Here is a 21,977-nt window from a genome sequence, read left to right as displayed (position 1 = left end):
AGAAGGGCATGACGGCATGGCGCCTTGGCGAGCAGGCAAGACGCTGTCGGGCAGGTGGGGTTGGTCGGCCGAGGCCGGGTCGGGCGGGGAGCAGGGACCCGGTCACCCGGGAACCGGTGTCAGCGGCGCAGGTCGTAGCCGACGGGCAGGTGGTTGGTGCCGCGGCCGAGGACGGCCGGGATCCACTCGATGTCCTCGTCCCGGATGGCGAGGTGGAGACCGGGGAGCCGGATGAGCAGGGCGCTCAGGGCGATCTGGAGTTCGGCGCGGGCGAGGGCGGCACCGGGGCAGAAGTGGATGCCGTGACCGAAGGCGAGGTGGGGGTTGGGGCTGCGGTCGAGGTCGAGGGTGTCGGGGTCGGGGAAGCGGCGCGGGTCGCGGTTGGCGGCGCACAGGGAGACGATCACCGAGTCGCCGGCCGGGACCTCGGTGCCGTGCAGATCGCTGTCCTTGCCGAAGAAACGCCAGGTGGTCAGCTCGAAGGCGCTGTCGTAGCGGAGGAGTTCCTCGACCGCGCGGGGCAGGAGATCCGGATCGTCGCACAGGCGGGCCAGCTCGGCCGGGTTGCGGAAGAGTGCGATCAGGGCCGTGGTGATCTGGTTGGTGACCGGCTCCTGGCCGGCGACCAGGAGTTGGAAGATCACCGAGTCCAGCTCCTCCTGGGACAGTTCGCGCTGGTCACGAGCCACGACGAGGCGGCTGAGCAGGTCGTCTTCCCAGTGCTCGCGCTTGTGAGCGACGACGTCGGCTATGTAGCTCTGCAGGCCGTGCAGCCGGGCCTCGTACAGCGGCCGTCCGGGATCAGTGGGGCCGACCGGCTGGACGACCTTGCCCCAGTCCCGGTCGAAGCGGGCCGCCAGCTCCTGCGGGAGGCCGATGACCTCGGCCAGGACCTGGAAGGGGAAGTGAGCGGCGAAGCCGGTGACGAGGTCGGCGGGGCCGGTCTCGGGCAGAGCGTCGATCAGCGCATCCGCCAGTTCCTGGAACCGGGGCCGCAGGCTCTCGATCCGACGTGGAGTGAAGGCGTCGGTGACGAAGCTCCGCATCCGGGTGTGCTTCGGCGGGTCCTGGTGGAGGAGGTGGACCTGGAGCTGGGAGTGCTGGGGCTCGGGCATGATCGAGGCGCGGGCGCGCCAGCGGTCGTTCCCGCGGTCGTGGTTCTTGCCGAGGCGGTCGTCGTTGAGTGCGGCGTGGGCGGCGTCGTAGCCGGTGACGAGCCAGGCTTGTACACCGCTGGGGAAGAGAACGCGGTGGACCGGGCCGGCCTCGCGCATCCGCTCGTACAGGGGGTAAGGGTCGGCCTTGTAGGGGCAGCCCATCAGGGGCACGGGCTTGCTCAGTGCCTCGGTGGCCGTCTCGGGTTCCTGGATGGTCATGAACGAGGCTCCTCAGAGGGCGAGTTCGGGCTGGTAGTGGTCGAGCCACAGGGCGAGGTCGACGACACGTTCGAGGCGCAGCCGGTGGCCCCACTCCAACTGGTCGGGCGGGCTGTCCAGGCAGGGCTTGATGAGGGTCTCGTCGGCCAGAGCGCGGACCTGGCCGATGGCAAGAGCGTCGCGGGCCATGCCCTGCAGGCCGCGGTTGTAGTCGGGGTGGTGGGTGGCCGGGTAGTGGTTCTTGGGCCGGTACAACACCGATTCGGGCGCCAGCCCGGCGCCCGTGGCGCGCAGCAGGCTTTTCTCCCGGCCGTCGAAGCTCTTCAGCGCCCAGGGCGTGGTGAAGGCGTACTCGACGAGGCGGTGGTCGCAGTACGGGACGCGGACCTCCAGGCCCTGGGCCATGCTCAACCTGTCCTTGCGGTGCAGGAGTTGGCGCAGCCATCGAGTCAGGGACAGGTGCTGCATCTCGCGCTGCCGGTGCTCGGTCGCGGTCTCACCGTCCAGGTGCGGTACGGCGGCCAGGGCGCTGCGGTAGGTGTCGTCGCGGAACTCGCCGATACGCAGGTCGAGTTCCGGGTTGAGCGGCATGGCGGCCTCGTCGCCGGTGACCAGCAGCCACGGGAAGGTCTGCGCGGCGAGAGCCTTGGGGTTGTGGAACCAGGGGTAGCCGCCGAACACCTCGTCCGCCGCCTCGCCGGACAGGGCGACGGTCGAGTGCCGCCGTATCTCCCCGAACAGCAGGTACAGCGAGGTGTCCATGTCGCCGACGCCGATCGGCGAGTCGCGGGCCACGACGACCGCCTTGCGGTGCTCGAGGTCGAGCAGGGCGCGCGGGTCGAGTACGACGGTGCTGTGGCCGGTGCCGATGAAGGCGCCGGCCTCGGCGGCGAACGGGGTGTCGTGGCCGGTGCGCAGGACGTCGCCGGTGAACTGTTCGGCTTGGTCGCTGTAGTCGACGGCGTAGGAGCGGATGCGGGCGTCCGGGCCCTCGCGCAGCCGGAGTTCATCGGCTAGCAGGGCAGTCAGGACGGTGGAGTCGAGGCCGCCGGAGAGCAGGCTGCACAGCGGGACATCGGCTTCCAGTTGGCTGCGCGCCGCCGTACCGACCAGCTGACGGATGCGCTCGACGGTCGCGTCCTGGTCGTCGTCGTGGTCGCCGGCCTCCAGCTGCCAGTAACGGCGTTCGCGGATGCCGTCCCGGTCCAGGACGAGCATCCCGCCGGGCTCCACCTCCCGCACGCCGGACCACACCGTCGGCCCGGTGTTGAACAGCAGGCTGTACGCCTCTCGCAGCCCATCGGCGTCCACCCGGGGCCGTATCTCGGGGTGGGCGAACAACGCCTTCGGTTCGGAGGCAAAGGCGAGACCTCCGTCGACGGCCGCCCAGAACAGCGGCTTCACACCGAGCCGGTCGCGCACCAGCACCAGCCGCTGGGCGCGCTCGTCCCAGACGGCAAAGGCGAACATGCCTTCCAGGTGGTCGGCGACGTTCTCGCCCCATTCGGCGTATGCGCGCAGCACGACCTCGGTGTCGCTGCGGGTGTGGAAGTGGTGTCCGCGGGAGCGGAGTTCGGCCCTCAGCGCATGGTGGTTGTAGACCTCGCCGCTGTAGCTGAGCACAGCCGTGGGCTCGTCGGACCGGTCGGTCATCGGCTGCCTGCCGCCTTCGAGGTCGATGACGGCGAGGCGGCGATGGCCGATCGCGGCCCGCTCACCCAGCCAGACGCCTCCGGCGTCCGGGCCTCGTGGGGTGAGGGTGGCGGTCATGGCCTCGATGACGGGGGCCTGGGTTCGGGCGTCGTGGTGGTAGGACGCCCAGCCGGTGATTCCGCACATGGGGGGTCTCCTGGGTCAGGTGTGGGCGGCGTCGGTGGTCTGCTCGGGCACGGGGGCGGGTGGCCGGCCGGGCAGTGCGATGAGAGGTACGGCGAGAGCGGCGGCGGCGGCGGCCAGGGCGAGGCCGGCGTGCACGCCGTTGGCGGAACCGGTGAGGCCCCAGACGGCTGTGGCCAGGGCGGGGCCGAGGGTGAAGCCGAGGCTGCGAGCGAGTTGAACCGTGGAGCCGACGGTGGCGATACGGTCCGGCGGGGCCGTACTCATGACCAGGGCTTGGGTGGGGCCCCCGTTCAGGCCCATGCCGACGCCGGCCAGCGCCAGCCGCCAGGCCACCTGCCACGGTGACCAGCCGGCGTCCAGCGGGACGAGCAGGAGCAACCCGGCGGCGGTGAGCGCGGCGCCGGTCACCGCGACCGGTCGCGCACCGTAGCGGTCGGCCAGACGCCCGCCGAGCGGTCCGGCCAGCCCCATGCCGAGTGGGAAGGCGAGGACGATCAGACCGGTCGTGGTGGCACTGACTCCGTCGTCGCGCTGGAGGTGCAGAGCGACGACGTAATGCATCGCGGCGAAGCCGGCCGCCAGCGCCAGCACCGCCCCGTGCGCCCGAAACAGCCCCGAGGCACCCAGCACGCCCGTCACCGGACGCCCGCCTGGGCCGCGCAGCCACCACCACAGCGGCGGGATCGCGGCGAACACGAGCAGCAGCCACCATGGATCGTCCGAGGCCAGGGTGAGCGTGAGCAGGAGCACCGCCACACCGGTGGCCACCAGCAGGGCATCCGCCAGCGAACGGCGGTCCGGCCGCCGCAGACGAGCGTCGCGCGGCATCGCCACCCATGCCACGAGCAGGGCGAGCAGGCAGAAGGGGAGCTTGACGAGGAAGACGGCATGCCAGCCGAAGTGGTCGAGGAGCAGGCCGCCGACGGCCGGTCCGGTCACCGCACCCAGTGGGCCCAGGGTCGCCGGCACGCTCATCGCCCGCCCCCGTAGCTGGGGGCGCACCGAGCGCATGGCGAGTACGGGCATCAGAACGAAGAGGGCTGCCCCGAACACACCCTGCACGAGCCGGGCTGCGATCAGCCAGGCCGCCCAGGGCGCGGCCGCAGCCAGTGCGCTGGACAGACCGAAGCCGGCGATGGAGACAAGCACGGCGGAACGCATCCCGACGCCGTCCAGCCATCGACCGACGGGCAACAGCAACGCGACAACGGGGAGTTGGTAGCCCAACACGGCCCACTGGGCGGTCGCGGCGGACACGTGCAGCCCGTCGGCGATGTCGGCGAGGGCCACATTGACGATGTTCATGTCGAGCATCGCCACGAACGACAGCAGGCCCGCCACAGCCACCAGCAGCCAGCGATCCTCGCCGAGAGATATGTGACCGGGCTGTTCCGAGCCGGAATCATGATGCGTCATCCATCCGCCCCTCACCGTCGCGGGTGGGCTGCCGGTCGGCAGCCTCGTCCCACAAGTCGGAGGGATGCCGGGATGAGTTCCCGATCCTGTCCAAAAACGCGGCGGGCGAGGGAAGTCACCTGCGTTGGCGGCGGGGTTCACAACTACTGGTCCAGTGAGCGAGATCGTGGTCGCCGCCGTGGCCGCCCGATCAGAGGTCACCCGACAGGCTCGGAGTACGCGAAGAGGCCGGGCAGGACACGTAGCCACCCCGCCCGGCCTCTTCGTCATCCGCCCGCGTGAGTCTCCGCGGCCACGGGCGGCCCCGCCGGGGCCGGTGTCCGGTGGTCGAAGGCGATCAGCGGGTCCCCGGTCAGGGGGTGGTCGACCACTGCCGCCCGCACCCCGAACACCTCTGCCATCAGAGCGGGCGTGAGGACTTCGCGGGGCGGACCGGAAGCCAGCACGGCTCCGGCGTGCAGCACGTGCAGCCGGTCGCACACGGAGGCGGCGGCGTTGAGGTCGTGCAGCGACACGAGTGTCGTACGGCGCTGGGTGCGCAGCAGGGCGAGCAACTCGATCTGGTGGCGGACGTCGAGGTGGTTGGTGGGTTCGTCCAGGACCAGGACGTCGGGGTCCTGCGCGAACGCCCGTGCCAGCAGAACGCGTTGGCGCTCGCCACCGGACAGGTCCGTGAAGCGGCGTCCGGCGTACCCGTCCATGCCGACGTCGGTGAGGGCGCGGGCGACAACGTCACGGTCGGTGGCGTCCTCCCCTGCGAAGGCCCGCTTGTAGGGCGTACGGCCCATGGCGACGACCTCGCGCACGGTCAGCTCGAAATCGCTGCCCCGCTCCTGCGGGAGAGCGGCCACGTGGCGGGCCGACCGGGCCGGGGTCATCTCCCGGATGTCGGTCCCGTCCAGCAGCACCCGCCCGGCCGCCGGCTTCAGATGCCGGTAGACCGTGCGCAGGAGCGTGGACTTGCCGCTGCCGTTGGGCCCGACCAGGCCCGCGATCTCGCCCTCGGCCGCGATCAGGTGGGCGCCGGAGACGACCGTGCGGCCGGCGTAGGCGACGTGCAGGTCCTCGATGTCGATCCTCAACTGCCGCTCCTCAGACGCCGGTCCAGCAGATACAGCAGGGTCGGAGCCCCGATGAGCGAGGTGACCACGCCGACCGGCAGCTCCTGCGTGTCCATTGCCGTACGGCAGACGATGTCGACCACGACCAGCAGCAGGGCACCGAACAGTGCCGAGATGGGCAGCAGGCGGCGGTGGTCGCCGCCGATGACCAGGCGGCAGACATGCGGCACCATCAGCGCGACGAAGGCGATCGCGCCCGAGACCGCGACCAGGACACCGGTCAGCACGCTGGTCACCGTGAACAGTTCGCGGCGCAACCGCGTCACATCGATCCCGACGCCGGCCGCCGTCTCGTCGCCCATCAGCAGGGCGTTCAGGCCGCGGGCGCGGGCCTGGAGCCAGAACCCGGCGGTCACAACCGCGACCGCGGGCACCGCGAGCAGCTCCCAGTTCGCCCCGCTCAGGCTGCCCATGAGCCAGAACAGCACGCTGCGGGTCTGCTGCTCGTCCCCGGCCCGGAGCACCAAGTAGCTGGTGAAGCCGGACAAGAACTGCCCGATCGCCACCCCGGCCAGGACCAGCCGGAGCGGGGCGAAGCCCCCACCGCGGCGGGCGACCGCCCACACCAGCGCGAAGGTGGCCAGTGCGCCCGCAAAGGCGGCACCGGACAGGCCCAGCCCCAGCGCCCCACCCGCCCCCAGGCCGAGCACGATCGCGGCGACCGCCCCGAGGGAGGCACCGTTGGAGATGCCCAGCAGGTAGGGGTCGGCCAGTGGGTTGCGCACCAGCGCCTGCACCGCCGTACCGACCAGCCCGAGTCCTGCACCGACGAGCGCGGCCAACAGGGCACGGGGCACCCGGAGTTGCCACACGATGAGGTCGTCCGTGCCGGGGCGCGGTGTCTCTCCGGACAGCCGACGCCACGCCACGCTCCACACCTCGCCGGGCGGGATGGACGTCGAGCCCCAGGCCACGGCAGCCGTCAGCGCGGCCAGGAGTGCCACACCCAGGACGGCCGCCAGCGGTCCGGCGGGCAGACCGGCACGCGCCTCTACCGTGGCGGCCTTCCGGCGCACCAGCGTGAAGGCCACGGTCAGCCGACCTTGCCCGGGTAGAGCGTCTTGGCGATCATCTCCACGGTGTCGGCGTTCTCGACGCCCGCGATGGTGGTCTGCTCGGAGCCGATGCGCAGGAAATGGCCCTCCTTGACCGCCTTCAGCCCCTTGGTGGCCGCGTTGGACTTCAGCCACTTCTCGGCCTCGTCGAACGCCTTGTCGTTCGCCGCCTCGCTGCCCCGGTTGCGGACCCCGAGCTGGATCCAGTCCGGGTTCTTGGCGATGACGTCCTCCCAGCCGACCTGCTTGTAGTCGCCGTCGCAGTCGGCGAAGACGTTGCGGGCGCCGGCCAGGGTGATGACCGCGTTGGCGACCTGGCGGTTGCAGGTGACGGTGGGCTGCTTGGTGCCGGTGTCGTAGTCGAAGAAGAAGTACGTGGGCCGCGCGCTCTGCGCCGTACCGCCGACCGCCTGCTGGACGGCGTCCGTCTTCTCCTTCATCCCTGCGACGAGTTCCTTGGCCTTGGCGCTGGTGCCGGTGACCGCGCCGAGGGAGGTGATGTCGGCCTCGACCGCCGACAGGTCGGTCACGGCGCTCTTGCTCGTCGCGGCGCAGGCGGTGGACTTGAGGTAGATGTGCCTGATCCCGGCGGCCTTGAACTCCTCCCCCGTCGGCGCGTCCCCCATCCCGCCGCCCATGTTCATGTTGGCGAAGGTGTCGATGTAGAGGTCGGCGCCGGAGCCGAGCAGCTTCTCCTTCGGGATGACGGTGTCGCTGAGCACCTTCACCTTCTGCGCCTGCGCGTCCAGGTCGTCGGGCAGGGTCCCCTTGCCCGGCGGGAAGCCGGTGCCGATCACCTCGTCACCGGCGCCGAGACGGAGCAGCAGCTCCAGGCTGGATGCATTGCTGGTGACGATCTTTTTCGGGGCGCTGGAGAAGGTGGTTTTGGCGCCCATGCAGTCGGTGACGGAGACGGGGTAGTCGCCGGAGACGGCCTTCCCGGCACTCTCGTCCGCCGTGTCCTTCTCCCCGCCGCCGCAGCCGGCTGCCAGCAGGCCGCCCAGTACGACGGCCGCCGTACCGCCCCACACACGAGAACGCATCGAACAACTCCCGGATTCACTCGGCACGCGGGCGAACCTCCGTCACCCGGTCCAGTAGTCGGGGCGAACGTCCTATGAGTTCCCGTCCGGTTGGAGATCGGACTCAGTTGACTGCTCCCCTCCCTGAAGGACTCCGTCGGGGAATCCTCCGGTTATCAGGTGAACCGCTCGCGGTACTCGCGCGGCGAGACACGCAGCACCCGCAGGAAGGCGTGGCGCAGTGTGGCCTCCGTACCGAAGCCGGCCTGCCGCGCTATCGCCTCCTGACTGTCGGCCGTCTCGGTCAGCAGCCGGGACGCGAACGCCACCCGGACCTGCTCCACGAACTCCTTGACCGACATGCCGACCTGCTCGCGGAACAGCTGGGAGAGGCGCCGCTCGGAGAGGCCCGCGTGTTGGGACAGGGTCCGCAGGGTCAGATCGCCCTCCGGGAAATCGAGGACCAGCCGCTGCACCTCGCGCAACGCCGGGCTCCGCGCCTCGCGCGCCCGCAGCTCGGCGAACTGGGCCTGCCCTCCCGGCCTGCTGAGGTAGGTGACGAGGTGGCGGGCGAGGCGCTGAGCGGTCTCCCGGCCCAGGTCCTGCTCCACCAACGCGAGCCCCAGCTCGATGCCGGAGGCGACTCCGCCGGCCGTGGTGACGGGCCCGTCGCGGAGCACAAAGTCGCGTGCGTCGGCCTTTACCTCCGGGTGCCGACGGGCCAGTTCATCGGCGTACTGCCAGTGCGTGGCCACCGTACGCCCGTCGAGGAGCCCGGTCCCGGCGAGGAGGAAGGCACCCGTGCACACCGAAACCAAGCGCCGCGCCCGGGTCACCAGGCCGTTGATCGCGGCGGCGGCCTCCGGACCGACCAGCGGGATGCCGTCCGCCCCCGGCAGGATCACCGTGTCGACGTCGGCCACGTCCGCGAGAGAGGTGTCCGGCAGAAACACGAGCCCGTTGGAGGACCGGACAGGTACGCCACCGTGCGAAGCCGTCAGGACGTCGTACCGGAAGTCCTCCCTGCTCGCGCCGGCGAGGACGTCCGCGGGGCCTGAGAAGGTCAGGCTCCGGACCCCGTCGAAGAGTGGGATCACCACGACGTGCCGCTGTCCGCCCGCATGTGAATGTGTCATCGGCCCTCGCTTCTGGATCAGGTGCTGCCGAGGGTGCCGGTTCCGGCTGCTTCTTGCCGGCGCCGACACCCTCGTACGGGTTGGGCTCAGGCCGCCGCCAGCGCGGCGGGCTCCTCCGCCTCGTCCAGCAGATCCATCAGGGTCGCCCGGGCGCGGGCCACGCGGGAGCGGACCGTGCCGACCGGGCAGTCGCTGACCTCGGCCGCCTCCGCGTAGGGGAGACCGACCAGCTGAGTGAGGATGAACGCCTCCCGACGTTCTTCGGGCAGAGCGGCCAGCAGGTCCAGAAGCGCGATGCCGTCGTCGAAGCCCGGCAGATCCTGGGGCTGGGCCAGTTCGACGGCCAGCTGCCAGTCCGGTGCGTCGGACAGCCGGGGCCGGGCGGCGGCGTACCGGTAGCTGTCGATGACGGCCCGGCGGGCGATGGACAGCAGCCACGCACGCGCCGAGGAACGGCCCTCGAACCGGTGCAGACTGCCGAGCGCGCGCAGGAACGTGTCCTGGGCGAGGTCGTCGACAGCCTGCGGGTCGCCGCACAGGTGGGCGACGAAACGCTGAACGTCGCGCTGCAGGGCGCGCACGAACTGCTCGACGGCGTCCGCGTCACCGCCTCGGGCGGCCAGCGCCCACGCGGTTATCGATTCGTCGACTGATGCCGTTTTATCCGTTTTGCTATGCGAATCAAGCAGGGCAGAGGTGATCACGTGGCGTCCTTCTCGGAATCCGTGATCCGGACTGGGGCGCGCGAGGGCGCGAGCGGTCCGGTGAGTGGGGAGACGGCCCTACAACTCGCAGGCGCGACGGCGTGATGACGCTACGGCGTCTGTGCGGGCGTACGGCCGAGGCCCGAGGTGCGCACGGGCAGCCTCGGGAAACCAGTTGTCTTTAGACGACAACCGTCCCCACAGGAGGACCCCGAGAAGAGATCGCGTAGGCGAGAAGGAGAAGGCTCGGTGCCCGGTTGGAGCGAGGGCACGCAAGGCGGACGCGAGGGCCACCCGGGGCGGCCGGCAGGGCAAGCAGCAGCCGAAGTGGTGCCGCCAGCCATCCGGCCACGGCCCGCAGGATGCGGAAGGCGGCCTTCTCCCCACACGCCAGCCACAAGCCGGTCAGGAGCGCGGCGAGGAGGTGGGCGGCGAGCATCCCGAACGACGACGAGCCGCCGCCGTCCATGGAGTGCCCCATGTGGGTCATGTGATCCATGTGGCCCATGTCCATGTGGGTCATGTCCATGGAGTCCATCTGCATCGACCCCATGTCCATGCTCATGTGCATGGACCCCATGTCGCTCATGTCCATGGAGGCACTGCCCCCGGATGCCGACTGGGCCAGTGAAAACGCCCAGTGCAGCGCCGTCTGAGCGGCGACCACGACGGCCACGACCATCGGCAGCCCGCGCTCACGACCCGCCAGGCACCAGCCGACGGCACCGGTCACGGCAACACCGGCGGCCAGTGCCCACGCGGGCACGTAGGAGCCGGACATCATGACGTGCCCCAGGGCGGCAAGCAGCACGCATACGGCCGCGAACACCGCGGCCCGTATCGTGCGAGAACACCACCCAGCACTCATAGCGCCTCATCCTCGCATCCGGGCATCGCTCGTCATGTGTGGGTAGGGATATTGCCCCGCCCCAGCACTCAACCGACCGGATGTGATCCAAGCCACTTCAGCGCGCTGGAACTGGCCGGCATCCCCATCCGACTTCTCTCGCTGACAAGGTCTGCGGCCGGAGCCCGCACACGCTCCGGTCCAGGCCGTCCGCACGCCTCCCCACTGGGCCAGGACTGCGCCGACGTCACCGCCGCCACCCGCCGCGTCCTCACCCGAGGCAACAGCCCCGACCCAGCACTCCTCACCGCCCAGGCGCAGGCATGCCTGATCGCCTGCCGACGCAGCCACGACCTGTGCGAGCAGCACGCCCGGCAACGCGCGCGTTGCCGCCTCTGCGCCGACGCGACCGGCCGGGCCGCCGATGCGTGCCGGGAGGTGCTGGTGGTCCTCGGTAGCTGACCGACCGGCCTGATATTCAGGAGGCTCAGCCGCTCGGGCGGACCACGACTGCGAGGGTCTTGATCGCCCCGCTGCGCTCGAAGTTGAGTGTGAACGAGACGAGGCTGCCCGCCCGCCACCCCTCCTTGGGCCGCAGCGTGACGGCCGGCCCCTGGGGTGACATGGAGAGCTCACTGCCCGCGCGGACAGTGGCCGAGGCCATGCTTTCCCGGTAGGCGGCTCCGCTTCCTGTCATGCGGTGGCGGCTGAGCTCGATCTCGCCTCCGGTCCCGGAGGACGTCACCCCGACCAGTCGGTCGTCGGCGCCGCCGGTGTTGGTGATGTCGAAGAAGGCCGCGGTCTGCGTGCTGTCGCCATACGGCAGGAAGACCCGCCCGGACGTGACGGCGATGCGGGCCGGGCTGCCCGCCTTCCCGGACGTGGCCCAGGTCGTCAGTCCCCCGAGGGCGAGGCTGAACGCGGCGATGGGCGCGATGGCAGCGCGCAGGCTGTCGATGAGCCGGCGGCGGGTGGGCCGCCAGAGGTTCTGTCCGTTCATCGGGTACGCCTCCGGGCGGGCGAGGGCTGCCAGGCACGCAACCGCAGGCTGTTGGCGACCACCAGCACCGAGCTGGCCGACATCGCCGCCCCTGCGAGCATCGGATTCAGCAGGCCGACCATGGCCAGCGGGACGGTGACGGCGTTGTAGCCGAACGCCCAGACCAGGTTGGCGCGGATCGTGCCCAGTGTGCGCCGGGCGAGACGGACCGCGTCCGCGAGCGCCTCGATGTCACCGCGTACGAGCGTGACGTCGGCGGCCCCGATCGCCACGTCCGTGCCGCTGCCCATGGCGATGCCGAGGTCGGCACCGGCCAGGGCTGCGGCGTCGTTCACGCCGTCGCCGATGACCGCGACCCGGTAGCCCTTCTCCTGGAGATCCCGTACGAGGCCGGCCTTGTCCACCGGGGTGCAGCGGGCGTGCACCTCGTCGATGCGCAGGGCTTTCGCGACGGCCTGGGCAGGTGCCTCCCGGTCGCCAGTGGCCAGCACGGGGCGTACGCCAAGACGCCGCAGCCGGTCGACCGCGCGGTAGCTTCCGGGCCGTACGACGTCTCCGACCTCGATCAGGGCCTCCGTCACGCCGTCCACGCGGACGATCACGGGCGTGTGTGCGGCGGCTTCGGCGACCGCCATCGCGTCGACGAGCGCGGCGGGCAACTCGTCGTCCGGGGCGAGGACTTCGACCAGCCGCCCCTCGACCCGGCCGCGCACGCCTCGCCCTGGCAGCGCACGGAACTCGCCCACATCAGGCAGCTGCTCGTCCGACTCCCGCCGGGCATACGCGGTGATGGCCCGGCCCAACGGGTGTTCCGAGCCCTGCTCGACGGCTCCCGCCAGCCGCAGTACGACATCACGACCGGGCCCGTCCGACACGGCGGTGGCCCGGGCGACGTTCATGTGACCGGAGGTGAGCGTGCCGGTCTTGTCGAGGACCACGGCGTCGAGGTGCTGGAGTCCCTCCAGGGCCTGCGGACCGGTGACGAGCACGCCCAGTTGGGCCCCGCGCCCGGTCGCGGCCATCAGTGCGGTCGGGGTCGCCAGGCCGAGCGCGCACGGACAGGCCACGACCAGGACAGCCACGCACGCGGTGATCGCCGCCTGCGGATCGGCCCCTGCGCCCAGCCAGAACCCGAGCGTCGTGACGGCCAGCGCCAGCACGACGGGCACGAAGACACCGGCCACCGAGTCGGCCAGCCGCTGCGCCCGCGCCTTGCCCGCCTGCGCCTCGGTCACCAGCCGGGTGATCCGGGCCAGCTGCGTGTCCGCGCCGACCGCGGTGGCCCGCACGAGCAGCAGCCCGCCGGCATTCACGGCCCCACCGACCACGGCCGAGCCCGGCCCGACCTCGACGGGTTCGCTCTCCCCGGTGACAAGGGACAGGTCGACCGCTGAACTGCCCTCGGCCACCTGCCCGTCGGTGGCGACCCGCTCCCCGGGACGCACGACGAAGACCTGCCCGACGTCCAACTCCTCAATGGCGATGCGTCGTTCGTGGCCGCTCTCCCGTACGGAGACTTCCTTGGCGGCGAGCCCGGCGAGCGACCGCAGCGCCGCCCCGGTCCCACGCCGGGCCCGTGCCTCCAGAGACCGGCCCGCCAGCACGAACAGCGGTACGCCGACGGCCGCTTCGAGGTAGATGTGCGCGACGCCCTCCGCAGCGGAGGGCACGAGGCTGAACGGCATCCGCATGCCGGGATCGCCGGCCCCGCCGAGGAACAGCGCGTACGCCGACCAGGAGAAGGAGGCGGCCACGCCGAGCGAGACCAGGGTGTCCATGGTGGCCGCCGAGTGCCGCAACCCCCGGACCGCACGCACATGGAAGGGCCAGGCGCCCCACACGGCGACGGGCGCGGCGAGAACGAAGCACAGCCACTGCCAGTTACGGAACTGCAGACCGGTCACCATCGACAGCACGAGCACCGGCAGCGCGAGCAACGCGGTGATCAGCAGCCGGTCGCGCTCCTGCTTGACGTCCTCGGACTCGTCACCGTCCTCGCCCTGTCGCCTCTTGGGCGGCTGGGGGAGCGCGGCCGTGTAGCCGGCCTTCTCCACGGTCTCGACGAGTTCCTGAACGCTGATCTCCGCCGGATGGCTCACCCGGGCGCGCCCGGTGGCGAGATTGACCGTCGCCGTGACGCCGTCCAGCCTGCCGAGCTTCTTCTCGACGCGCTTCACACAGGCCGCACAGGTCATGCCGCCCACGGTCAGGTCGGTCGTCACCGGAGCGGTCACGGATTCCGCGCCCATCAGTGGCCTCCCCCGTGCATGCCGCCCGTGCCGCCCATGTCCATGTCGTCCGTGTCCGCGCCGCCGCCCCCGCCGCCGTCTCCCCGCCCTCCGCCGGTGCTCGTTCCGGTGCCGTGCATGCCGGGCGCCACCGGACCGGCGACCGCCCCGACGGCGTACGACACCGTGAACATCAGCGCCAGCAGCAGGAGGAAGCCGCAGAGCGCGGGCGGGGGCGCGAACCTGTGCAGCACCGCACCCGCGCCGGAAGAGGATTGCCGGGACTCGTCCATCAACCGCGTCTCCAGGTCACGTGGCACGGCGTCGGCCGATTCGAGCCGCGCTGTTCCAGGAGTCGGACGAGGCTGGAGGGAGGTTCCCGGGAACACCATGTGGGGCGCGTCACATGCCACTCCGCGTTCGTGTGCGCACCGAACGGACCGGTGTCCTGCCGGCGGGGGTGCTGCCGCCATGCACGGCCATCGCGGCGTACGGCCGAACGGCATCGAAAGCAGCAGTGGGTCAGCCGGCCCATCGTCCGGAGAGGAAGGTGACGGCGAAGACGGTCATCAGGGGTGCTGCGATGACGAGGTAGGCGGTCTTGACGCGGGCGTTTCGCAGGCTCCAGGCAGCGAGGCCGGTCCACAGGGGCCACCACAGGAGGGTCGCGCGGGGGATGGAGGTGTACCAGTAGGAAGTGCCCAGGGCCCACAGGCTGAGGCCGATGTACACGGCTTCCGGCCAGCGCCGCCGTCGGAGCAGCAGGCCGCACAGGCCGATGCCGACCAGCATGGTGAGGAGTTCCGCCTGGCTCATCAGGGCGTACCCGGTGCTCTGTGAGTGCCCGAAGGCGGCGTGCCAGGTGTTCTGCCAGGCTTCCCAGGGGGCGTGGAAGTCGCGGTACCAGCCGCGTTCCTCGGCGTGTTTCCAGGCCATCCAGTCGCCGGTGTGCGTGTGCAGGTACCAGCTGTAGAGAAACGGCGGGAGGGCGGGCAGGGTCAGCCAGGGAAGCCGTCGCCAGTGGGCGGGGGTGCGGGCGGTGATCAGGAAGTGGACCGCGAGAGCCGCGGCGAGGAAGAGGCCGCTGACACGGACGGTGGTGGCCAGGCACGTCAGGGCGGCTGCGAGCGGCCAGTTGAGGCGCTGGGCGGCCAGCCAGGCCGGCAGCGCCAGGGCGAGGAAGAGCGCTTCGGTGTAGCCGGCGGCCAGGAAGACCGCGCACGGGGAGAGCAGGAAGAACAGGACCGCGCGCTGCCCCGCGTTCTCTTGCGGCAGGTGCAGCCGGGCGATCCGGGCCAGGGCCAGTACGGCGACGCCTCCGGCAACGAGGGAGATCAGCGCACCGGCCGCGGGCCAGCTCGGGATGACGGTGTGGACGGCCCGCAGCACGAGGGGGAAGCCGGGGAAGAAGGCTTCCCTGTTGTCCCAGCCGGATGTCCAGGGGCCGGACTGGCCCGGGAAGTAGCCGTCCTGGGCTATGTGCAGGTAGTGCCACCAGTCCCACCGCTGCCACGGTGAGAAGAACGAGGCGGCGTGGTGGGTCTGGCGGTCGTCGGCGAACAGCCAGCGGGTGCAGTAGGCAATGATCCAGATGCCCGCGCGGGTCAGCAGGTACAGCCACAGCACCTCGCGGTCGGCGGGCTTGAGCCGGAGGAACAGCCGCCGCGGGAACAGCCGGCCGGAGGATGTCGTGCTCGGTGACGGCGTATCGCAGGGCGGGCCGGGAACGGTCCTGGTCCGGGCGGGCAGACGCTCACGCTGCCGATGGGGGGACGAAAGGCTCACAACAGGATCTCCTGCGTCGAATGTGCGCGTGCCGAACAGCCCCGGGCAGGCGTCACCCGCGGGGCGCGGGAGGCGGGCGGTCAGTGGGGTGGGCTGCTCTCACTCCGGCTGGGGCCGGTCGGCGTCCCCGATGCGCTCTGGCCGGGGGACGGGCTGCTCATCGGCGGCAGGCTGGTGCGGGGCGAGGAGGGCAGGGAGGACACAGGAGAGGGCCGGGGGGTGGAAGGGGTGGTGGCCGGGACGGTGGTGCCGGCGCTGTCGGGCAGAAGTGCGGCCACGGCCGCCCCCGTGCCGGAGAAGACCAGGCAGACTCCGACAGCCAGCGCAAGGATCCGGCGCCTGCGCACTTGCGCCGCGCGCTCGGTGATGAATGAGAGCGGAGCGGAACGGGCGCGCAACTGGCCGGTGGCGGCAGCCTCCTTGAACAGGGACCGCAGCGGATCTCGGGATTCAGACACGGGGCCCCTCCTCGGTACGCGGATCCTGCAGACGGTGCGAGAGCGTGGCCCGGCCCCGGGCCAGATGCGTCTTGACGGTGCTGGCCGCCAGACCGGTCTCCGCGGCGATCTGCTCGACAGTCAGATCGCATACGTAGTGCAGGGCCAGCGTGCGGCGCTGCTTGGACGGCAGATCCCGCAGCACTTCCACCAGGGCCACCGACTCCGGGCCAGGAGCCTCCATATGGGGCGGGGCACCACTGCGCTGCCAGGCATCCGCCGTACGGCGCCGCCCGCGCCACCGGCTCACCGCCAGCCGCCAGGCGACCGTGCGGATCCACGCTTCGGGCTGCCCGTCACGGTCGAGCTGACGCCGTCGGCTCCAGCCCTTGACGAAAGCTTCCTGCACCACGTCCTGCGCCTCGTGCTGGTCGCCGAGCATCACAAACAACTGCCCCGTCAGCCGGGCGGCCGTCTGCGCATAGAACTCTTCGAACTCCTCGACGGTCAACAATCAGCTCCTGGATCTCCTCGGTCTCACCGGGCATACGCCCGGCACCCCGCATCCGGACGACATCGAAACCGAAATGATCAGCGTGACGGTCATCACACAGGCCCGACGGTCCGGGGCATCGGATTGCGGTTCGGTCAGCCCGCTCTCACAAATGATCGCCTGTGAGCGTTCCGAGAAGACCCCGGGCCCCGCCCCGTTTCCACAGGTGAGCGCATACAGAAGTCCCCCGGGACTCGCGCGCGTTGCGCGACGGGTTTCCGAGGGACTGCCACCATGGATCCGAGGCCCTGGAAGCCCCCTCCACGCCAGGCACACACCAAAGGGCCGTCGCGTGTTGCGACGGCCCTTTGGTGAGCCAGGGGAGTCCAGCGCTTCCGCCTCGCTGTCGGTCCACACGGCGGCGACGGTGACGCCCCGACCGGCGCGGCCGGCCTTCGCGGGCGCCCCGACGAGGCACGCGCGAGGGGGTCAGACAGCCGTGGAAGTGGCCTGCGCGGTCACCTGCCGGATGACCTCGGTGAGCGCGGTGACGACCTCGGCGTCGTCGGCGGGGTGCGTGTCGGCGAAGCGCGTCACGGAGCCCGGGATGGACAGCTTGACGTCCTCCAGGACCACACCGCCCGCGATCCCGGCGGACTTGCGGGCGTCGTCCTGCGCCCATACGCCGCCGTACTGGCCGAAGGCGGTGCCGACCACGGCGACCGGCTTGCCGGAGATGGCGCCGGCACCGTACGGGCGGGACAGCCAGTCGATGACGTTCTTCAGGACGGCCGGCATGGTGCCGTTGTACTCGGGCGAGAACAGCAGGAACGCGTCGGCCCGGCCCGCCACCTCGCGCAGTCGGGCGGCAGCGGCCGGGACGCTTCCCTCGACGTCGACGTCCTCGTTGTAGAAGGGCACGTCGGCCAGGCCCTCGTACAGCTCGATGTCGACACCCGCGGGGGCGTGCTTGGCGGCGGCTTCGGCGAGCTGACGGTTGTGCGAGCCGGCGCGGAGGCTGCCGACGAGCGCGAGGATGCGTACAGACATGGAGAACTCCCGGAAGGCGGAATCGGCGGAACAAGCGGACCACGGTCCGTTGAAAGTTGTACCACTTAACCGGACTGCGGTCCACTTATGACTTCCGGGCGCTACTCTGAGCCCATGACCGGTCACGTTCCCCCGCCGCTCAGGCCGCCCGACCCCGGCGAGGCGCGGACGAGTCTCCCGCTCGCCCCGACCGGTGAACCGCCGCAGCTACGGGCGGACGCGGCGCGCAATCGCACACGCCTGCTGGACGCCGCTTCCCGGCTTCTGACCGGGTGCGGAGCGACGAACCTGACCATGGAATCGGTGGCCGCCGCCGCAGGGGTGGGCAAAGGCACCGTCTTCCGGCGCTTCGGCGACCGCGCCGGACTCCTGCTCGCGCTCCTGGACCATCGCGAGGAGCAGCTCCAGGCCGCCTTCCTCTCGGGTCCGCCGCCCCTGGGCCCCGGCGCCCCCGCGGCGGAACGTCTGCACGCCTTCGGGCCCGCCGTCCTGCGCCACGAACGCGATCAACACCCCCTGATCCTGGCCAGCCGGACGGACCCGCTGCGCAACTACGCCGTCCCGGCCCGTCATCTGCGGCTCAGTCACATCACGATGCTGCTGCGTCGGGCGGACGTGGCCGGCGACCCGGAACTGCTCGCACACACCCTGCTCGGGTCCATCGACACCGCCCTGGTCCACCACCTCACCGAGGAGCGAGGAATTCCGCTGGAGCGCCTGGAGGAGGGCTGGCACCACCTGGTCACGCGGCTCGGGGCGGCCCGGTAGCCGACGGGCGCAGCGAGGCACGCGTCAAGGCACACACGCCGGCCGAAGCCGGGGGTTGCGAGCTGCTGCCGGTTTGCACGACCTCTCCGGCACCACCGCTCACCGCGACGCCCAGATCCGCCACGCACTGACCCGCCTCATCAACTGGGCCAAGCAGGCCGGTGTCGCCGCGATCGCCATCGAAGACCTCGACTTCACGACCGAGAAGACCCGCGAGAGTCCACGCCGTGGTCACCGCGCACGGCGGCACCATCGAGGTCGACAGCCGTCCCGGGCACACATCCTTCGAGATGACGCTCCCTCACTGACCGCGGGGACGGCCGATGCCGTGCATGACATGGGGCGGCGGGTTCCATCCGTTGATCACCCGCAGCGCGGCCGGGCCGCGCCGCCTTCTTCCTTCACGATCCCCCTGTTCCTCGGCCGGGCGAGGAAGGGCTTCCGTGGGTGGACGAGGCAGGGCTTCCGTGGCCGGGCGGGGTGGCGCCGTGCCCGGCCGGGGGCAGATCGAGCCATCGGGCCGTACCGGGTGTGATCACATGGGTATGGCCTCCGAGGACGACCCGGACGGCCGGGTAGTGCGAGTCCGGTACGGCGATCCGTAGGCGCTGGGCACGGATGCGCAGGTCCACGTCCCAGTGCCGGCGGAATCTGATGCGTACCCCGAGTTTCGAGAGCTGGGGCAGCGTGGCCGGCGCGAGCCACAGTGCGTCGTCGCGGGTCTCCAGCCCCGTCATCCCGCGCTGCACGAAGTCGAGGGTGCCCGCCATCGCCCCCAGATGGATGCCTTCCTCGGTGGTGCCGCCCTGGATGTCGGTCACGTCCCCGGTCAGCGCCTCCTCGCAGTACTTCCACGCCGTCTCGCGGTGTGCGCGCGCCAGCACCCAGGCATGGACCAGGGAGCTGAGCGTGGAGCCGTGGCTCGTACGGGCGAGGTAGTAGTCGACGGTGGCGCGCCAGGTGTCGTCGTCCAGCACATGCCCGAGCTGCCGGAAGAGGCCGGCGAGTTCCTCCGGCGAGAAGAGGTAGCCGAGCATCAGCACATCGGCCTGTTTGGACGCCTGGTAGCGGTTGACTGTGTCGCCCTCGGCCTCCAGGATCCGGTCCAGCCGCCGGATGTTCCCGTACCGCTTCCGGTACCCCTCCCAGTCGAGCTCGGCCAGCTCCCCGTAACCGGCGAACTGGCTGATGACACCCCGGTGATACGGCACATGCAGCCGGTGGGAGATGTCCTCCCACCGTTCCGGTTCATCGTGATCGAGCCGGATCCGGTCGAAGAGCTGCCGGCGTCGTGTCTCGGACAGGGCGCGGTACAGCTCCGTCGAACGTGACAGAACCCAGGCCGCTGTCACGTTCGTGTACGCGTTGTCGTCGAGGCCTGCCGCCTCGGTTCCCGGATAGGCGTCGTGGTACTCGTCCGGTCCGACGACACCGCGGATGCGGTACCGGGCCAGGGACGCGTCCCATTCGGCGCTGTCCGCCCAGAACCTGGCGATCTGCAGCAGCATTTCCGCGCCCTTGGAGTGCAGGTACTCCGTGTCCCCGGTGGCCTGGCAGTACTGCCAGACGTTGTACGCGACGGCCGAGCCGACATGATGCTGCAGCCGGGAGCGGTCGGGCAGCCAGCGCCCCGAGCACGGGTTGAGATGGAGTTCCTGGGTCTCCTCACGTCCGTTGTCGGCGCTCTGCCAGGGGTACATCGCCCCGGCCCTGCCCACCTCGCTCGCCGCTCGGCAGGCTGCGGGCAGCCGCCTGTGGCGGTAGTCGAGAAGTCCTCGGGAGACTTCCGGGAGATGCAGATTCAGGAACGGCAGTACGAACAGCTCGTCCCAGAAGACATGACCCCGGTACGCCTCGCCGTGCAGTCCTCTCGCCGGTACCCCCACATCGAGTCCGGCGGTGTGGGGGGAGAGCGTCTGCAGTACGTGGAAGAGGTGCAGCCGGAGAATGCGGCCCGCTTCGCCCGGGACCTCCAGCCGGACCTGCTGCCACAGATCGGCCCAGGCCCGCTGGTGCGAGGCGAGCAGATGCGAGAAGTCCGGGGCTCTTCGAACCTCGGCCACGGCTGCCCGCAGAGGGCTGCCGATCGCGCGGTCGCGCGAGGTGTACAGCGCCACCGTCTTGTCGACAACGGTGTCGGAGTCCGGGCTCAGCGGGAACATCAGCCGTTGGAAGACCGCCTTCGCCGTGTGCCGGGAACTCGGGCCGACCCGCTGTTCCTTCCCTTCGCCGCCGCACCCGGCCAGTGTGCGGGCCGCCAGCGCGATAGCGATGTCCGACTCCACCGTGCGGCACCTCAGCGACACCGCACCGTCCTCCTCCGTCGCGGTCACCCAGCCGGTCAGGTGCCGGTTCGACAGATCCCGGTACCGCGCGACGCCGGAGTTGCGGACGTCGCCGTCGATCCCCGTCTCCACCTCGATCGCGCCCGCCCATCCCTCCGCCCGGAACACCGTGTGCAGTGCGGCGAGATGCGGATCGCCCATGTGCACCAGGCGGCACTGCTCCACATGCAGCCGCCGGCCCGCCCCGTCCTCGTAGACGGACCGGCGGGTCAGCGTGCCCCCGCGCAGATCGAGTGACTGGCGGTGTTCCACGAGGTGCTCGTGATCCGGGGAGAGCCACGGTCCCGGGGTGGTGCCGGCGGGGTGGATGCGGTAGCGCAGCGGCAGCCAGTTCGGCAGGTTGACCAGGTCCTCGTTCTCCACCTGGCGGCCCCGGACCGAGGAGGTCAGCCGGTTGTAGCAGCCCGCCGCATAGGTGCCGGGGTAGTGCGACCGGCCCTCGGACGTCTCGGATGCGGCTCCGCGAGTGGCGAAGTATCCGTTGCCGAGCGTGCACAGCGCCTCGCGCAGCCGTTCCTCCTGCGGGTCGTACCCCTCGTACGACCAGGTCCAGGCCCGCGCCATCAGTCGTCCCCGGCCGTCAGCAGGTCCCCCGGGTCGGGCACCACGATGTCGGCACCGTGGCGGCGCAGCTCGGCGGCGCCGGCGGGGGTGCCCGTACGGTCCACGCCGACCACGAGTCCGAAGCCGCCGCGTCGCCCGGCCTCGACCCCGGCCAGCGCGTCCTCCACCACGGCGGTGTCCCGGACCGGGGTCCGCAGACGCCTCGCCGCTTCGACGAAGAGCGAGGGGTCCGGTTTCCCGGGCAGCCGCAGCCGGCGCGCCTCGTTTCCGTCGACCACGGCGTCGAACCGGTCGATGAGGCCGGCCCGCGCCAGCAGTTCCGTCGCGTGCCGGGACGCGGAGACGGCGGCACAGGGCACCCGCTCGCCGCGCAGCACGCCGAGGAGACGGACCGTGCCGGGCCAGACGTCGACCGGGTCGGTCCGCAGGCTCTGCGTGAACAGCTCGTCCTTGCGGGCGGCGATCGCCCACACCGTCGCGGTTCCCGGTGGGTCGTCGGGGCTGCCTTCGGGAAGGTCCAGTCCCCTCGATGCCAGGAAGGCCGCCGCACCGTCCTTCCGCGACCGGCCGTCGACGTGGCGCAGATAGTCGTCGGCGGCGTCGAACGGCCGCTGCCCCTCGAAGGCCGACAGACAGGCGTCGAACGCCTTCTTCCAGGCTGCGGCGTGTCTCCGGGCGGAGTCGGTGATCACTCCGTCGGTGTCGAAGACCACGGCCCGCACGGAGCGCAGGCACGGTGCCAGGGACGGTGCGGCTGCCATGACCGGGGCGGTCCCTTCGTCAGGGGCTCC

General features: G+C 71.2%; 20 protein-coding genes and 1 pseudogene. 3 read left to right on the top strand and 18 right to left on the bottom strand.

Annotated features, from left to right (window positions below; all coding sequences use genetic code 11):
- Nucleotides 1–119: 119 nt before the first annotated feature.
- The 9 genes from NRF20_RS25890 to NRF20_RS25850 all read right to left on the bottom strand — a co-directional run bounded on the left by NRF20_RS25890 (nucleotide 120) and on the right by NRF20_RS25850 (nucleotide 10,537).
- A complete protein-coding gene (locus NRF20_RS25890) occupies nucleotides 120–1,376 on the bottom strand; it encodes a cytochrome P450 family protein (RefSeq protein ID WP_413753356.1) in 1,257 nt (418 codons plus the stop codon).
- A 12-nt stretch (nucleotides 1,377–1,388) separates the two neighbouring features.
- Entirely contained in the window at nucleotides 1,389–3,215 is a 1,827-nt protein-coding gene (gene asnB / locus NRF20_RS25885) for an asparagine synthase (glutamine-hydrolyzing) (RefSeq protein WP_398633533.1), read from the bottom strand.
- 15 nt (nucleotides 3,216–3,230) lie between these two features.
- Nucleotides 3,231–4,631, bottom strand: a complete 1,401-nt coding sequence (locus NRF20_RS25880) for an MFS transporter (RefSeq protein ID WP_398633534.1) — start codon at nucleotides 4,629–4,631, stop codon at nucleotides 3,231–3,233.
- Between the two features lie 266 nt (nucleotides 4,632–4,897).
- Entirely contained in the window at nucleotides 4,898–5,713 is an 816-nt protein-coding gene (locus NRF20_RS25875) for an ABC transporter ATP-binding protein (protein WP_398633535.1), read from the bottom strand.
- A complete protein-coding gene (locus NRF20_RS25870) occupies nucleotides 5,710–6,783 on the bottom strand; it encodes a FecCD family ABC transporter permease (protein ID WP_413753355.1) in 1,074 nt (357 codons plus the stop codon). Before NRF20_RS25870 ends, NRF20_RS25875 begins: the two co-directional genes overlap by 4 nt.
- Before the next feature lie 2 nt (nucleotides 6,784–6,785).
- The gene (locus NRF20_RS25865; RefSeq protein ID WP_398633537.1) at nucleotides 6,786–7,850 is read right to left on the bottom strand and encodes an ABC transporter substrate-binding protein; all 1,065 of its coding nucleotides are present in this window, start codon (nucleotides 7,848–7,850) and stop codon (nucleotides 6,786–6,788) included.
- 155 nt (nucleotides 7,851–8,005) lie between these two features.
- A complete protein-coding gene (locus NRF20_RS25860) occupies nucleotides 8,006–8,965 on the bottom strand; it encodes a GlxA family transcriptional regulator (protein ID WP_413753354.1) in 960 nt (319 codons plus the stop codon).
- A gap of 86 nt (nucleotides 8,966–9,051) precedes the next feature.
- Nucleotides 9,052–9,669 (bottom strand): sigma-70 family RNA polymerase sigma factor, encoded by a 618-nt coding sequence (locus NRF20_RS25855; protein WP_413753353.1) that lies wholly within the window; start codon nucleotides 9,667–9,669, stop codon nucleotides 9,052–9,054.
- A gap of 181 nt (nucleotides 9,670–9,850) precedes the next feature.
- Nucleotides 9,851–10,537, bottom strand: a complete 687-nt coding sequence (locus tag NRF20_RS25850) for a hypothetical protein (protein ID WP_398633539.1) — start codon at nucleotides 10,535–10,537, stop codon at nucleotides 9,851–9,853.
- A gap of 51 nt (nucleotides 10,538–10,588) precedes the next feature.
- Here NRF20_RS25850 and NRF20_RS25845 point away from each other — a divergent pair, with 51 nt between their 5' ends.
- Entirely contained in the window at nucleotides 10,589–10,978 is a 390-nt protein-coding gene (locus NRF20_RS25845; RefSeq protein WP_413753352.1) for a hypothetical protein, read from the top strand.
- A gap of 25 nt (nucleotides 10,979–11,003) precedes the next feature.
- Here NRF20_RS25845 and NRF20_RS25840 read toward each other — a convergent pair whose 3' ends face one another.
- The 7 genes from NRF20_RS25840 to NRF20_RS25810 all read right to left on the bottom strand — a co-directional run bounded on the left by NRF20_RS25840 (nucleotide 11,004) and on the right by NRF20_RS25810 (nucleotide 17,509).
- Entirely contained in the window at nucleotides 11,004–11,516 is a 513-nt protein-coding gene (locus NRF20_RS25840) for a copper chaperone PCu(A)C (RefSeq protein ID WP_398633541.1), read from the bottom strand.
- Complete coding sequence (locus NRF20_RS25835; protein WP_398633542.1) at nucleotides 11,513–13,765, bottom strand: heavy metal translocating P-type ATPase; 2,253 nt, start codon at nucleotides 13,763–13,765, stop codon at nucleotides 11,513–11,515. The genes NRF20_RS25840 and NRF20_RS25835 overlap by 4 nt, the downstream gene beginning before the upstream one ends.
- The gene (locus NRF20_RS25830; RefSeq protein WP_398633543.1) at nucleotides 13,765–14,037 is read right to left on the bottom strand and encodes a hypothetical protein; all 273 of its coding nucleotides are present in this window, start codon (nucleotides 14,035–14,037) and stop codon (nucleotides 13,765–13,767) included. The genes NRF20_RS25835 and NRF20_RS25830 overlap by 1 nt, the downstream gene beginning before the upstream one ends.
- 229 nt (nucleotides 14,038–14,266) lie before the next feature.
- Nucleotides 14,267–15,529, bottom strand: coding sequence for a mannosyltransferase family protein (locus NRF20_RS25825; protein WP_398633544.1), 1,263 nt, complete (start codon nucleotides 15,527–15,529; stop codon nucleotides 14,267–14,269).
- 80 nt (nucleotides 15,530–15,609) lie between these two features.
- Nucleotides 15,610–15,987: a hypothetical protein gene (locus tag NRF20_RS25820; RefSeq protein WP_398633545.1), complete on the bottom strand. Its 378-nt coding sequence runs from the start codon at nucleotides 15,985–15,987 to the stop codon at nucleotides 15,610–15,612.
- Nucleotides 15,980–16,477, bottom strand: coding sequence for a SigE family RNA polymerase sigma factor (locus NRF20_RS25815; RefSeq protein ID WP_398633546.1), 498 nt, complete (start codon nucleotides 16,475–16,477; stop codon nucleotides 15,980–15,982). Before NRF20_RS25815 ends, NRF20_RS25820 begins: the two co-directional genes overlap by 8 nt.
- Nucleotides 16,478–16,948: 471 nt before the next feature.
- Nucleotides 16,949–17,509, bottom strand: a complete 561-nt coding sequence (locus NRF20_RS25810; RefSeq protein WP_398633547.1) for an NAD(P)H-dependent oxidoreductase — start codon at nucleotides 17,507–17,509, stop codon at nucleotides 16,949–16,951.
- A 114-nt stretch (nucleotides 17,510–17,623) separates the two neighbouring features.
- Here NRF20_RS25810 and NRF20_RS25805 point away from each other — a divergent pair, with 114 nt between their 5' ends.
- Together NRF20_RS25805 and NRF20_RS25800 are read left to right on the top strand one after the other, a co-directional pair.
- Nucleotides 17,624–18,277, top strand: coding sequence for a TetR/AcrR family transcriptional regulator (locus tag NRF20_RS25805; protein ID WP_413753351.1), 654 nt, complete (start codon nucleotides 17,624–17,626; stop codon nucleotides 18,275–18,277).
- A gap of 76 nt (nucleotides 18,278–18,353) precedes the next feature.
- A pseudogene (locus tag NRF20_RS25800) lies at nucleotides 18,354–18,524 on the top strand (IS200/IS605 family accessory protein TnpB-related protein); the annotation flags it as partial.
- A 154-nt stretch (nucleotides 18,525–18,678) separates the two neighbouring features.
- Here NRF20_RS25800 and NRF20_RS25795 read toward each other — a convergent pair.
- Complete coding sequence (locus tag NRF20_RS25795) at nucleotides 18,679–21,186, bottom strand: glycoside hydrolase family 65 protein (RefSeq protein ID WP_413753350.1); 2,508 nt, start codon at nucleotides 21,184–21,186, stop codon at nucleotides 18,679–18,681.
- Nucleotides 21,186–21,947, bottom strand: a complete 762-nt coding sequence (locus NRF20_RS25790) for an HAD family hydrolase (protein WP_398633555.1) — start codon at nucleotides 21,945–21,947, stop codon at nucleotides 21,186–21,188. Before NRF20_RS25790 ends, NRF20_RS25795 begins: the two co-directional genes overlap by 1 nt.
- Nucleotides 21,948–21,977: the final 30 nt, after the last annotated feature.

It is taken from the genome of Streptomyces sp. R-74717 (genome assembly GCF_047305335.1).
Classification (GTDB): Bacteria; Actinomycetota; Actinomycetes; order Streptomycetales; family Streptomycetaceae; genus Streptomyces; species Streptomyces atratus.
Note: the sequence above shows the minus strand (reverse complement) of the source record. Positions and strands in the feature narration are given on the sequence as shown.

Coding starts and splice junctions, on each gene's coding strand:
- NRF20_RS25830 (WP_398633543.1), bottom strand. CDS start 14,037: ATGGACGAGTCCCGGCAATCCTCTTCCGGCGCGGGTGCGGTGCTGCAC.
- NRF20_RS25840 (WP_398633541.1), bottom strand. CDS start 11,516: ATGAACGGACAGAACCTCTGGCGGCCCACCCGCCGCCGGCTCATCGAC.
- NRF20_RS25860 (WP_413753354.1), bottom strand. CDS start 8,965: ATGACACATTCACATGCGGGCGGACAGCGGCACGTCGTGGTGATCCCA.
- NRF20_RS25865 (WP_398633537.1), bottom strand. CDS start 7,850: ATGCGTTCTCGTGTGTGGGGCGGTACGGCGGCCGTCGTACTGGGCGGC.
- NRF20_RS25850 (WP_398633539.1), bottom strand. CDS start 10,537: ATGAGTGCTGGGTGGTGTTCTCGCACGATACGGGCCGCGGTGTTCGCG.
- NRF20_RS25795 (WP_413753350.1), bottom strand. CDS start 21,186: ATGGCGCGGGCCTGGACCTGGTCGTACGAGGGGTACGACCCGCAGGAG.
- NRF20_RS25880 (WP_398633534.1), bottom strand. CDS start 4,631: ATGACGCATCATGATTCCGGCTCGGAACAGCCCGGTCACATATCTCTC.
- NRF20_RS25890 (WP_413753356.1), bottom strand. CDS start 1,376: ATGACCATCCAGGAACCCGAGACGGCCACCGAGGCACTGAGCAAGCCC.
- NRF20_RS25805 (WP_413753351.1), top strand. CDS start 17,624: ATGACCGGTCACGTTCCCCCGCCGCTCAGGCCGCCCGACCCCGGCGAG.
- NRF20_RS25835 (WP_398633542.1), bottom strand. CDS start 13,765: ATGGGCGCGGAATCCGTGACCGCTCCGGTGACGACCGACCTGACCGTG.
- NRF20_RS25810 (WP_398633547.1), bottom strand. CDS start 17,509: ATGTCTGTACGCATCCTCGCGCTCGTCGGCAGCCTCCGCGCCGGCTCG.
- NRF20_RS25790 (WP_398633555.1), bottom strand. CDS start 21,947: ATGGCAGCCGCACCGTCCCTGGCACCGTGCCTGCGCTCCGTGCGGGCC.
- asnB (WP_398633533.1), bottom strand. CDS start 3,215: ATGTGCGGAATCACCGGCTGGGCGTCCTACCACCACGACGCCCGAACC.